Source organism: Pseudomonas sp. RW407 (genome assembly GCF_003176655.1).
GTDB classification, from domain to species: domain Bacteria; phylum Pseudomonadota; class Gammaproteobacteria; order Pseudomonadales; family Pseudomonadaceae; genus Pseudomonas; species Pseudomonas delhiensis.
This window is the reverse complement of record NZ_QGSL01000107.1, coordinates 159,272-172,027: the sequence shown is the minus strand read 5'-3', so window position 1 is coordinate 172,027 and position 12,756 is coordinate 159,272. Positions and strand designations below refer to the sequence as shown.

Genomic DNA, 12,756 nt, shown 5'->3' with positions numbered 1-12,756 from the left:
CAGCAGTTGCCGGCGCAGGGGCCGGCTGGGTTCGGCGTTCGGCTGCTGCGTCGGCAGCGTGGGGTTCGGGGTGGGGTTCATGCGGGCTCCGGGGTGCCGGGCGGCACCTGGGTTTCAGTGGCTCATGCGCTCGGGTCTTCCCCGGCGAGGATGGTGCGCGCCTCGGCGAAGCATTTTTCCGCCAGGGCCGAGCGCGGCTCGGTGCGCCGCTGCAGCAGGCCGATGGGGCTGTGGATGCTGGCGCCGGCGATGGGGGTGATCTTCAGGTGCTCGCTGAGGGTTTCCAGGCCGCAGTTCAGCGGCATGATGGCGCAGCACATGCCTTCGCCGATGGCCTGGATCAGCTGGAAGCTGGAGTCGCTCTCCAGCACCGGCAGCGGGTCCATGCCGCGGCTGCGGAAGCTCAGGTCGACGGACTGGCGGTAGTGCATGCCCTTGCTCAGCAGCCCCAGGGGGATGTCGTTGAGCCTGTCCCAGCGCAGCTCGCCGTCGTCGAACTGGAAGTGCCGCACGTCGTGCAGCAGGCCCATGGTGGTGGTGGCCAGTTCCAGCACCTCGAAGTAGCTGGTGTTGACCTGGTCGAGGTAGCAGATGCCGAGGTCGAGCTGGTTGCGGCTGAGGCCGTCGATGATCTGCTCCGAGCTCAGCGAGGACAGCTGGAACTGCAGCTCCGGGTAGCGCTGGGACAGCGGCTTGAGCACCTGCATGGGGTTGAAGCTGGACAGCGGCACCAGGCCCAGGCGCAGGCTGCCCACCAGTTGCCCGCGGCAACTGGCGGCCTCGGCCAGCAGGCCGTCGTAGGCGGCCAGCAGGGTGCGGGCCCAGGCCAGGATGCGTTCGCCGGCCTCGGTGAAGCCCTCGAAGCGCTGGCCGCGGGTCACCAGCACCAGGTCCAGCTCGTCCTCGAGGTTGCGCAGGCGCATGGACAGCGTGGGCTGGGTGATGTGGCAGAGCGCGGCAGCCTGCCCGAAGTGCCGGGTCTGGTCCAGGGCGATGAGGAACTTGAGCTGCTTGATGTCCATGGGAGCTGCCTGTCGGGTAGTGGGGGCGAAGGCCTGGCCGGCGTCGTTCATTAGTGTGTAGCCGAACGTGCGGCGCTGCGCCGTCGGTCTTGTCGTGGGGCTGCTCGTCCGGCCCGGATGAACGGCACGTTACCGGGCGTTGCGGGCGGCGTCCAATCGTTGCTGCCGACCGCCCGATAGGCCGGTCCTATCATGCGTGAAAGCAGGCCGCGAAAGGCCGGAAGCGCCGATAGAGGGCGTCGATCGTTCAGTCTGCCATATCGATTGGACGGGGTATGGGTTTGTCTCTAGCGTGGCTGCGAATTCCCTGTTCGGAGATGAAGGCGTGAGCGTCAAACCCAATGCGGAATTCGTTCCGCTGAATATCGCCGTGCTGACCGTCAGCGATACCCGCACGTTCGACAACGACACGTCCGGCGAGCTGCTGGCGAGCCGCTCGGTGGAGATCGGCCACCGCCTGGCCGCCCGCGTGCTGCTCAAGGACGACCTGTACAGGATCCGCGCCCAGGTCGCCACCTGGATCGCCGACGATGACGTCCAGGTGGTGCTGGTCACCGGCGGCACCGGCTTCACCGCCCGCGACAGCACCCCCGAGGCGGTCGCCTGCCTGCTGGACAAGCAGGTCGAAGGCTTCGGCGAGCTGTTCCGCGCGCTGTCGATCCTCGACATCGGCACCTCCACCGTGCAGACCCGCGCCCTGGCCGGCCTGGCCAACGGCACCCTGGTGTGCTGCCTGCCGGGTTCCACCAATGCCTGCCGCACCGCCTGGGAAGGCATCCTCGCCGAGCAGCTCGACGCCCGCCACCGGCCCTGCAACTTCGTCGCCCACCTCAAGCCCGGCAAGCCCTGCGAATCGCGGCAATGAGCCGCGCCTCGCCCTTCAACTGAGGATGCAGTCCACCGGCGCCAGCGGCGGCGGCAGCGAGCGCTCGCCCAGGGCGCCGAGGATGTCGCGCTCGATGACGCGGACCATGGCGTCGGTGGGCAGGTCGTTCTCGTCGCGGCCGAAGGGGTCTTCCAGCTCGTTGCTGATGGCGTCCAGGCCGAAGAAGGTGTAGCTGACGATGGTGGTGAACAGCGGCGCCATCCAGCCCAGCGGCTCGGCCATGGCGAAGGGCAGCAGGATGCAGAAGATGTAGATGGTGCGGTGCAGCAGCAGGGTGTAGGGGAAGGGCAGCGGCGTGCCCTTGATCCGCTCGCACACCGCCTGCGCCTCGCTGAGCCCCACCAGGCGCTGTTCCAGGGTGACGTAGCGCCACTCGCCGAGGGCGTTGCAGCGGGCCTGCGCCGAGCAGGCCCCGCCGACCTGCTGGAGAATGCCGTCGCTGACGTTGTGCAGCGCCACCGGCGCATCGGCCGCCAGCCACGGCCGCGCCGCCTGCAGTTCGTCCTCGCCCCGCAGCCGCGCGTTGAGCGCATGGGCGTAGCCGCAGAGCGCGCGCAGCAGCTTCTCGCGCAGCGCCTGGTCGCCGATGGCGACGCTCTCGCGGATGAACGAGCGCATCTCGATGACCACCTTGCCCCAGGCCTTGCGGCCCTCCCACCAGCGGTCGTAGCAGGCGTTGTTGCGGAAGCTCATGAAGATCGACAGCGACAGCCCCAGCAGGGTGAAGGGCGTGGCGTTGACCCGCGCGAAGAACGCCGGGTGACGGGTCTCGACCAGTACGATCAGCGACGCCAGCAGGGTGACCATCAGGCTGCGCCAGGCAATGCGCCTGGCAATGGACCCCTTGAGCGTGAACAGCACGCTGAACATGTTGGGGTGGGGGTGAACGATCATGGTACGTCCGTGGACAGGGGGAGGGCGGTAGGCCGCCGGTCATGTTCATGCAGCGCAGGACTTGCGCGTGCCCGGGGCGACGAAGCGCTCCGCCATGCGGTACGGCTCGTCTGCCGGGGCATCTCTGGAAGAGTCGGAAGTTTGTTTCCAAGGCCGTGGCTACAGCGTTGCGCCGAGGCTAGAGAGCCGCTCCAGATGCGTCAAATCGCTTTTGATTACCAACCGATAAGTGTGCTCTATCGGTCTCTCCCGATTAGATCGGAAGCCTTTGCGACGGGGGTTTCAGGGGAAGGGCGATTTCGGGCGAACTCTATGTTGCGTACGGCGATGATGCGGATCGAAAGTTCTTTCGAAAACGGCATTCCGTTAATTGAAGTTGTCCGGATTGGCGTTCTGGAAAGTTCAGCTTGAACCTATTGTTCCGGATTATCCCGGCCAGTATTTCCCCTGCGTGAGCACTTCCACCTGTGCCGCCTAACCCTCGGCCAGGCACACCCGGTCGCGGCCCTGCTGCTTGGCCTGGTAGAGCAGGCGGTCGCAGTGGGCGAGCAACTCGCCCGGTTCGGTGAAGCCGCCGCTGTCGGGCAGCCCGCCGCCCAGGCTGATGGTCAGGCGGCAGAGGCGGTCGGGGCGGTGCAGGTGTTCGATGTCCAGTTCCGCCACCCGCTCGCGCAGGCGCTCGGCGACCTGGCGCAGTTCCTGCGGGCTGGCCACCTGGAGGAGGATGACGAATTCCTCGCCGCCGTAGCGGAACAGTTGAGCCTGGCCGCTGCGCAGGGCCTCGGCCATGCAGGTGGCCACCTCGCACAGGCAGCGGTCGCCGGCCGGGTGGCCGTAGTGGTCGTTGTAGGGCTTGAAGTAGTCGATGTCGGCCAGCAGCAGGGCGAAGGGCCGGCCGTGGCTGCGCATCTGCCGCCAGCTCTGCTCCAGGCGCAGGTCGAAGGCGCGGCGGTTGCCGATGCCGGTGAGGGCGTCGGTGGCGGCCAGTTCCTGCAGGCGCTGGTTCAGCTCGGCCAGCTCGGCGCGCTGGCGCTGGCCTTCCAGGTCGGCGAGGAAGGCCCGGCGCACGCCATGGATGTTGGTCCAGCTGATGAACAGGCTGAACACCAGCACCGGCAGGTAGACCAGGGTGAACACCAGCACCGCCTTGGGATCGCCGGCGTGGATCAGCGCCACGTTGCCGAGGATCACCGCCGAGATCGCCAGGGAGCAGGCGAGGATGCCGGCGAAGGAATAGCGCACGCCCAGGTTGGCGAGCACGATGAACACCACCGAGGCGTAGAGGAAGGTGGGCACGTCCGGCGAGGCGCTGCGCTTGAGCAGTTCGAACCAGGCGATGGCCGAGACGATGTCGTGCAGCGGCATCAGCAGGTCCATCAGCAGCACGCTGCGGCTGTGGCGGAACACCAGGTAGATGTTCAGCAGGCCGACCAGGCTGAGCAGGCCGCGCACCAGCAGCGACTGCAGCGCCATGTCCGGGATCAGCGCGGCGTCGGCGAAGACGTAGGCGTCGTAGGCCGCCATGGCGATGAAGTTGATCGCCAGCAGGAAGCCGCGGTAGTGCTGCAGCACGTAGGCGCGCAGGGCCGGCTGCAGGTGCGCGGGGATCTGCCGTTCGCCGCTGGCCGTGGGGTACTCGGGTAGGCTCATGGTTCCCGCCTGTGGCCGTTCCATCGGTATGTCGCACGCAGGGCCACGCCCGACAAGTTGTCGCAGGAATGTGTCGGCAGCCCGTGCAGCGACTTGAGCGGGCGTGCGCGTGGGCTGCCGTGCGGCTCACAGTTCATCGAGCATCTCCCGGCCCACCTGCAGCGCACCCTTGAAGTCCAGGGCCTGGACCAGGTCGTTGAAGCGCAGGAAATGCCGCGGCCAGGCGTGCTGGTGGCGGGCCAGCGCCTCCAGGCGGTCGAGGGCGTCGAGGTTGCCCGATTCCAGCAGGGCGAGGATTTCCTCCAGCCGTTCGCGCACCTGCGGGCGGCTGAGCTGCGCGGCCGTGCCTTCGGCCAGGCCCGGCGGTTCGGCGAACAGCGCCTGCAGTTCGCCCAATGTCACCGCCAGCAGTTGGCGCAGCTCGTCCACCGGCAGGGTGGCCAGCGCGTCCGCCTGGGCCTCGGCCGGGGCGCGCAGCAGCTCGGCCTCCAGGGCTGCGCAGCGTTCAGCCAGGGCGCTGGCGCCCATGGTCCCGGCGCTGCCCTTGAGGGTGTGCAGCAGGCCGGCGCCGGCCTTCACGTCGCCGCTGCCACGCAGCCGGTCGAGGCGCTCCAGCAGCTTGTCCATCTCCGGCTCGAAGCTGCGCAGCACTCGGTGGATCAGCTTCTCCTCGCCGCCGAAGCGCCCCAGCACGCTGTCGCGGCTCTCGACGATGGCGTCCGCTGTTGTTGCCTGCGGCGGCACTTCGCGGACGGGCTGCCGCGCTTCCAGGTGGGCCAGCAGGCAATTGACCAGGCGCTCCTTGTCGATCGGCTTGGCGATGTGGTCGTCCATGCCCGCCAGCAGGCAGGCCTCGCGGTCGGACTGGGCGGCGTTGGCGGTCATGGCGAGGATCGGCAGGGCGGCGAAGCGGCCGTCGGCGCGGATCCGCCGGGTGGCTTCCAGGCCGTCGATGTCCGGCATCTGCACGTCCATCAGCACCGCGTCCAGGGGCACGCCGTGGCACACCTGCTCGACGCCTTCCAGGCCGCCCTCGGCCAGCAGCACCTCGGCGCCCTCGCTGGCCAGCAGCTCGGCGGCCACCTGGCGGTTCAGCGCGTTGTCCTCCACCACCAGCAGGCGCCGCCCGGCCAGGCGGCGGGCGCTGGCCACGGGGGCGGCGGGCGCTTCGGCGGGTTCGCCGCCCAGGGCCTGCTGCACGCTGTCGGCCAGCTGCCGCGGGGTGACCGGCTTGGTCAGGAAGTCGATGAAGGGCGGGGTGTCGCCGTCGCGCACGTCGGCCAGCACCTCGCGGCCGTAGGCGGTGATCATGATGATGGTCGGCGGCGTGCGCGCCCCGGCCTCGCGCTGGATCAGGCGCGCCGCGCGCAGGCCGTCGAGGTCGGGCATGCGCCAGTCCATCAGCACCACGTCGTAGTGCTGGCCCTGGCGCGTCGCCTCGCGGTAGCGCGCCACCGCCTGCATGCCGCCGCTGACCTGGTCGGCGTGCCAGCCCAGGGACTCGCAGGTGCGCAGCAGCAGCTCGGCGGCGCTGGGGTTGTCGTCCACCACCAGCAGCCGCAGCGGCCGGTCGATGACGGCGCAGCCGGCTTTCAGCGGGCGCTCGCCGACCACCGCCAGGTCCAGGTCGAACCAGAAGTGGCTGCCGTTGCCCAGCCGGCTCTCCACCTGCAGCCGGCCGCCCATCAGTTCCACCAGGCGCTTGCAGATGAACAGGCCCAGGCCGGTGCCGCCGAAGCGCCGGGTGGTGGAGGCCTCGGCCTGGGTGAAGCTGTCGAAGATGCTCTGCAGCTGCGCCGGGCCGATGCCGATGCCGCTGTCGCGCACGCCGATGCGCAGGCGCAGGCGCTCGCCCGTGCGGCCCAGCTGCTGGACGCTGACCACCACCTGGCCGTGGTCGGTGAACTTGATGGCGTTGCCGGCCAGGTTGATGAGGATCTGCTGCAGGCGCAGCGGATCGCCGAGCAGGCTGCCGGGCAGGTTGGGGTCGATGTCGAAGAGCATCTCCACGTCCTTGCTGCCGAGGTTGCCGGAGAGCACCACGGCGAGGTCGCGCATCAGCGCCTCCAGCTCGAAGGGGTGTTCCTCCAGCAGCAGCTTGCCGGCCTCGATCTTGGAGTAGTCGAGGATGTCGTTGAGCAGGCCGAGCAGGGCGTTGGCGGCGGAGTGGGCCTTGTCGATGTAGTCGCGCTGGCGCGGGTTCAGCTCGGTCTGGCGGGCGAGGAAGAGCATGCCCAGCACGGCGTTCATCGGCGTGCGGATCTCGTGGCTCATGTTGGCCAGGAAGCTGGACTTGGCCGCGCTGGCGGCGTCGGCCTGTTCCTTGGCCTGGCGCAGCGAGGCCTGCATCTCGCGCTCGCGGGTGATGTCCAGGTTGATGCCGGTGACGCGCAGCGGCGTGCCGTCGGCGTCGTACTCGACGCGGGCGGCGGCCTGGATGTAGCGCACCTGGCCGTCGGGGCGGACGATGCGGAAGGTCGGCTCGTAGTGGCCGCGGCCTTCCACCGCGTCCGCCAGGCTGGCGAGGGTGGTGTCGACGTCCTCCGGGTGCAGGCGCTCGCGCCAGTGTTCCAGGCACAGGCCGTTGCCGTTCAGCGCCGGCGGCTGCTGGTACAGCTCGAACATGCGCTCGTTCCAGTGCAGGGTGTCGTCCGCCGGGCGCCACCACCAGATGCCCAGGCCGGCCGCCTCGGCGGCCAGGGCGAGCTGGTCGTGGGCCAGGCGCAGGCGGTCCTCGGCGGCCCTGCGCTCGGTGATGTCGACGGCGATGCCGAGGTAGCCGGTGACCTGGCCGGCCTCGTCGCGGATGGCGGTGACCACCAGGCTCATCGGCACCCGGCTGCCGTCCTTGCGCACGTAGGTCCACTCGCGGGTCTCGGCGCCCTGGTCCTCGGCCTTCTGCACCAGGGCGCGGAAGCCCGGCACCGGGCGGCCGTATTCCTCGCTCAGCTGGGCGGCGCGGGTGGCCAGTTCTTCCTCCAGGTGCAGGTGCTGCGGCGTGACCTGGCCGACCACCTCCTCGGCACGGTAGCCGAGCAGGCGCTCGGCGCCGCGGTTGAAGATGCGGATGACGCCGCCGGCGTCGGTGGCGATGATCGACACCTCCGAGGCCGAGCGCAGCACATTGGTCAGCAGGCGATTCGCCTCGGCCAGTTCCGCGGTGCGCTCGGCCACCTGGCGCTCCAGGCCGCTGTTGAGCTCGCGGATGCGCGCCTCGGCGGCCTTCTGCGCGGAGATGTCGCGCACCGTGGTCGAGGTGCCCACCACCTCGCCGCGCGGGCCGAGGATGGGCGAGGCGCTCAGCGACACCTCGATCAGCCGGCCGTCCTTGTGCCGGCGCTGGGTGTCGAAGGACGGCAGGCGTTCGCCCCGGGCCACGCGCCTGAGCAGGGGCTCCTCTTCCGCCGCCCGCTCGGCGGGCACCAGCAGCCCGTTGGCCTGGCGCCCGAGCACCTCCTCGGCGGCGTAGCCGAACAGCTTCTGCGCGCCGGCGTTCCAGCTGGTGATCTCGCCCTGCAGGTTCTTGCCGGCGATGGCGTCGGCGGAGGACTCGACGATCGCCGCCAGCCGTGCCTGCTGCTCCAGCACCTGGCCGCGGCGCTGGCGGCTGACCGCCATGGCCCCCAGCAGCGCGGCCAGCAGCAGGCTGCCCAGGCAGCCGGCGCCGAACACCAGGGGCGGGGAGAGCGGGTGCAGGCGCTGGACGAAGGCCGGGTGGGCACTGAAGTCGATCTGCCAGCGGCGGCCGAACACGTCGCGCTGCAGGCTCTGCGGGTACAGCAGCGGCGCCTTGGCGTCGTCGCCGCTGCTGTAGAAGGTGTCGCCGGGGGTGCCGTCGGTCACGTCGGCGAGCTGGAAGTGCACCGCGGGGTCGTCCAGGTGCAGGTCGTCCAGCACGTCGCGCATCAGCAGCGGCGCGTAGCTCAGGCCGATGGCCTCGGCCTGGCGCTGCTCGATGTCGGCGGGCGTCGCGCCGCCGCGGTAGATGGGCAGCAGCATGAGGAAGGACTGCTGCGAGGCGCCCGAGGCCTGCACCAGGGTGATGGGCGCGCTCAGCCGCGGCAGCCCGGTGCGCAGCGCGGCCTGGGCGGCCTGGCGGCGGCGCGGCTCGGAGGCCACGTCCAGGCCGATGGCGGCCAGGTTCGCCGGCTCCGGCTCCAGGTACTGGATGACGTAGCGCTCGCCGGGGTTGGGCGTCACCTCGCGCACGGCGAAGTCCGGCCGGCCCTCGGCGCGGGCGCTGCGCAGGAAGTCGTCCAGCGCCTCGGCCGGCACCCGGCGGATGAAGCCGAAGCCGCGCGCGCCGGGGAATTCGCTGGCGATGTCGCGGGTCTGGGCGTAGCGGTGGAAGACCTCGCGGCTGATGTGCGCCTCGCCCGCGGTCAGCACCGCCCCACGGGCGCCGCGCAGGCCGTACTGGTACAGCTCGATGCGCGCCAGCACGGTGTCGGCCAGGCGCCTGGCCTCCTGCGCCACGGCGGCGCTGGCCTGCTGCTCGTTGCCGCGCTGCACCAGCCAGGCGCCCAGCGCCGAGCAGAACACGCCCAGGGCCAGCGCGACCCAGGACCAGCGGTTGAACCTGAGGTTGCCCGGTGTCGTCTTCACCCGATCCTTCCCGTTGCGCTCGTGCCTGTGGTCATGGCTGCAGGCCGTCGGCCAGCAGGCGGCTCATGTCGTCGCGGGGCACCGGGCGGCAGTAGAGGTAGCCCTGCATCACCGGGCAGCCCAGCGCCACCAGCGCGCTCTCCTGGTTCGGGCATTCCACCCCTTCGGCCACCAGCTCCAGGTCCAGGGCCTGGGCGAGCTTGATGATGGCCTCGATGATCGCCGAGTCGCTGCGGTCCTGGAGCATGTCGCGGACGAAGCTCTGGTCGATCTTCAGGACGTTCACCGGGAAGCGCTTGAGGTAGGCCAGGCTGGAGTAGCCGGTGCCGAAGTCGTCGATGGCGATGCGCACCCCCAGGTCGCGTAGCGCCGCCAGGGTCTGGCGCGAGGCGTAGCGGTCGCTGGCCAGCACGCCCTCGGTGATCTCCAGCTCCAGGTTGCCCGGCTGCATGCGCGTCTGGGCGAGGATCTCGGCCACCTGGCCGACGAAGTTCTCGTTGCGGAACTGCACCGCCGAGATGTTCACGCTGACCGTCAGCGGGTGGCCGGCGTCGTTCCAGGCGCGGGCGTCCTGGCAGGCGCGCAGGAGGATCTGCTGGCCGATGGGCACGATCAGCCCGGTTTCCTCGGCCAGGGGGATGAACTCCGCCGGCGGCACCAGACGGCCCTCGCCGTCGCGCCAGCGGATCAGCGCCTCGACGCCGACGATGGCGCGCGTGGCGGCGTGCACCTTGGCCTGGTAGAACACCTCGAACACGCCCATCTCCAGAGCCAGGCGCATGTGCCGCTCGAGCAGGTGGCGGGCGCGCATGCGGCTCTCGATGTCCGCCGAGAAGAAGCTGTAGCCGTTGCGCCCGGCGGCCTTGGCCTGGTACATGGCGGCGTCGGCGTGGCGGTAGAGGTCTTCGGCGCCGTCGCTGTCGTCGGGGTAGAGGCTGATGCCGATGCTGGCGGTGAGGTGGTAGCTGGTGCCGCGGATGACGTAGGGCTCGCCGAGGGCCGCCTGCACCCGCGCGGCGAAATCGCCGATGGCCTCCAGGCTGTGCACTTCCGGCAGCAGCACGGCGAACTCGTCGCCGCCGGGCCGGCACACGGTGTCCATGGCCCGGCAGTGCCGGCTGAGGCGCAGCGCGGTCTCCTGCAGGATGGCGTCGCCCAGGGAGTGGCCCTCGGCGTCGTTGATCGCCTTGAAGTTGTCCAGGTCCAGCAACAGCAGGCCGACGCGCTGCTGGTTGCAGCGCGCGCCCTCGATGGCCTGGGCCATGCGGTCGCCGAGCAGGGCGCGGTTGGGCAGGTTGGTCAGCGGGTCCTGGTTGGCGAGGATCTTCGCCATGTGCCGCAGGCGCGCGTGGGTGCGGATGCGCGCACGGGCCACCGGCAGGTTCATCGGCTTGGTGATGAAGTCCACGCCGCCCATCTGCAGGGCGCGCAGTTCGTGGGCCACCTGGTCGTAGGCGGTGACGAAGATCACCGCGGCGTCGCTGAGCTTGGCGTCGGCCATCAGCGCCTGGCACACCTCGAAGCCGTCCATGCCGGGCATCTCGATGTCCAGCAGGACCACGTCCGGACGGATGCGCCGGGCCAGCTCGAGGGCCTGGCGGCCGTCGGCGGCGAAGTGCGTCACGCCCAGCCCCCTGGCCGCCTCGCCCAGCAGCTGTATGTCGCTGACCTGGTCGTCGACGATCAGGATGACCGAGTCGAAGTTACGCGGATCTTCCGGCATTCCCTTGCTCCAGCGGAAAACTTCTGTAGGAGAATTCTGGCATGAGGCTAGCCTAGATCATGAGGGCCCACCCCTGCATGATGTCAAATTGATATTCCTTGTCGGGGGCGCCCCGTGGCCGGCGGGCGATGAGCTGTGCCTGCCAGCCGATGGGTAGCCATGACGTCAGAACGCCATTATGGATAGACTCATCAGGGCAATGGCCGACTTTCCTGGCGGCATCCGTGGATGCCTGAGCGAGCAGTGTGCAGATGCAGTCCGTGAGTACTGGGTGCGCGATGGAGAGTGTGGGCGAGCGACATCATGCCGGGCTGCTGCGTCTGGCGCTGGGGCACCTGGCCCTGGACGCGGCGGCGTTGACCTGCGACGGCGGCGGCACCTGGCGGCTGTGCGCCTGCCTGGGCCTGGGCGCGGAGGACAGGGCCTGGCTCGAATGCCTGGGCGGGCCCTTCGACGGCGGCGTGGCGGGGTTGGCTGCGCGCTGGGCGTTCCTGCGCATCTGCCCGGTGCGCTCGGCCGGCGGCCAGTTGCTGGGGCAGCTCTGGCTGCTGGGCGAGCGCCCGCGTGAATTGGACGCCCGGCAGGGCGAGGCCCTGGCCGAGTACGCCGGCATGGCCGCCGCGCTGCTGGAGCTGGAGCGCGGCGCCGAGCGCACCCGCGCCACCGAGCGGCGCCTGGCGCTGGCGGTGGAGGGCAGCGGCACCGGTATCTGGGACCGCCACGTGCCCAGCGGCACCATCCACTATTCCCGCGGCTGGAAGGCCCTGCTCGGCTACGCCGAGGAGGAGATCGGCGAGCGTATCGAGGAAAGCTACACGCGCGTGCACCCCGACGACCTGGCCTACGTCAGGGCGACCCTGGAGGCGCACTTCGCCGGGCGGACCCCGGCCTACGAGGTGGAGCACCGCCTGCGCCGCAAGGACGGCAGCTACATGTGGGTGTGCAGCCGCGGCAAGGTGGTCGAGCGCGACGACCAGGGGCGGCCGCTGCGCATGCTCGGCACCACCACCGACATCACCGCCCAGCGCGTGCTGGCCGAGCGCCTGCGGCAGAACCTGGAGCTGCTCACCAACCTGACCAACGAGATTCCCGGGATGGTCTTCCAGTTCCGCCGCCTGCCCGACGGCTCGGCGCGCTTCCCCTACGTCAGCGCCGGCTGCCGGGAAATCTACGGCATGGCCCCGGAGGACCTGGCCGACGGCCCCGTCGAGCGCATCCGCGGGATCATCCATGCCGAGGACCTGCCGCGCTACCTGGCCGCCCTGGAGGTCTCGGCGCGGACCCTGGTGCCCTGGGAGATGGAGTACCGGGTGCAGTTGCCGGGGCAGGGCGTGCGCTGGCGCCAGGGCCATGCCCACCCGCGCCTGCAGGCCGACGGTAGCGTGCTCTGGCACGGCTTCATCACCGACATCACCGAGCGCAAGCGCATCGAGGCCGAGCTGCAGGTGCTGGCCACCACCGACTTCCTCACCCAGCTGCCCAACCGGCGCTGCTTCATGCACCAGCTGCAGGCCGAGCTGGGCCGCGTGCAGCGCGGCGGCGAACGCAGCGCCGCGGTACTGATGTGCGACCTGGACCACTTCAAGGCCATCAACGACCGCTGGGGCCACGCGGTGGGCGACCTGGCCCTGCGCCACTTCGCCGACATCCTCGCAGGCCTCGTGCGGCGCAGCGACAGCGTCGGGCGCATGGGCGGCGAGGAATTCGCCGTGCTGCTCAGCGACGCCAGCCGCGAGAACGCGGTGGCCTTCGCCCAGCGCCTGCAGGAGCATCTGGCGCAGACCCCGCTGGTGCACGCCGGCGAGCGCATCCCGCTGACGCTGAGCATCGGCGTCGCCGACATGCTCGCCGGCGACGCCACGGCCGAGGCGGTGCTGTCGCGCAGCGACCTGGCGCTGTACCGCGCCAAGCAGGCCGGGCGCAACCGCATCGAGTACCTCTAGGGGGCCACGGCGGGCCGGATGACGGCCCGATGG

7 protein-coding genes are annotated in these 12,756 nt (G+C 70.4%); 2 read left to right on the top strand and 5 right to left on the bottom strand.

Translation table 11 applies throughout. From position 1 onward, the window contains the following. Positions 1-122: 122 nt before the first annotated feature. A complete protein-coding gene (locus DK254_RS24765; RefSeq protein WP_109935953.1) occupies positions 123-1,022 on the bottom strand; it encodes a LysR family transcriptional regulator in 900 nt (299 codons plus the stop codon). Between the two features lie 325 nt (positions 1,023-1,347). Here DK254_RS24765 and moaB point away from each other — a divergent pair, with 325 nt between their 5' ends. Then, positions 1,348-1,887, top strand: a complete 540-nt coding sequence (gene moaB / locus DK254_RS24760) for a molybdenum cofactor biosynthesis protein B (protein WP_089392340.1) — start codon at positions 1,348-1,350, stop codon at positions 1,885-1,887. A gap of 15 nt (positions 1,888-1,902) precedes the next feature. Here moaB and DK254_RS24755 read toward each other — a convergent pair whose 3' ends face one another. The 4 genes from DK254_RS24755 to DK254_RS24740 form a co-directional block, all read right to left on the bottom strand. Continuing rightward, entirely contained in the window at positions 1,903-2,802 is a 900-nt protein-coding gene (locus DK254_RS24755) for a bestrophin family protein (protein WP_109935952.1), read from the bottom strand. 474 nt (positions 2,803-3,276) lie between these two features. Beyond that, positions 3,277-4,452 carry a GGDEF domain-containing protein gene (locus DK254_RS24750; protein WP_109935951.1) on the bottom strand — a complete coding sequence of 392 codons (1,176 nt, stop codon included), beginning with the start codon at positions 4,450-4,452 and terminating at the stop codon, positions 3,277-3,279. Between the two features lie 126 nt (positions 4,453-4,578). After that, positions 4,579-9,057 carry a CHASE domain-containing protein gene (locus DK254_RS24745; RefSeq protein WP_109935950.1) on the bottom strand — a complete coding sequence of 1,493 codons (4,479 nt, stop codon included), beginning with the start codon at positions 9,055-9,057 and terminating at the stop codon, positions 4,579-4,581. A 31-nt stretch (positions 9,058-9,088) separates the two neighbouring features. Next, on the bottom strand, positions 9,089-10,780 hold the full coding sequence (locus tag DK254_RS24740) for a bifunctional diguanylate cyclase/phosphodiesterase (protein WP_089392335.1): 1,692 nt from the start codon (positions 10,778-10,780) through the stop codon (positions 9,089-9,091). Between the two features lie 251 nt (positions 10,781-11,031). Here DK254_RS24740 and DK254_RS24735 point away from each other — a divergent pair, with 251 nt between their 5' ends. Continuing rightward, entirely contained in the window at positions 11,032-12,723 is a 1,692-nt protein-coding gene (locus DK254_RS24735) for a sensor domain-containing diguanylate cyclase (protein WP_109935949.1), read from the top strand. The last annotated feature ends 33 nt before the right edge of the window (positions 12,724-12,756 follow it).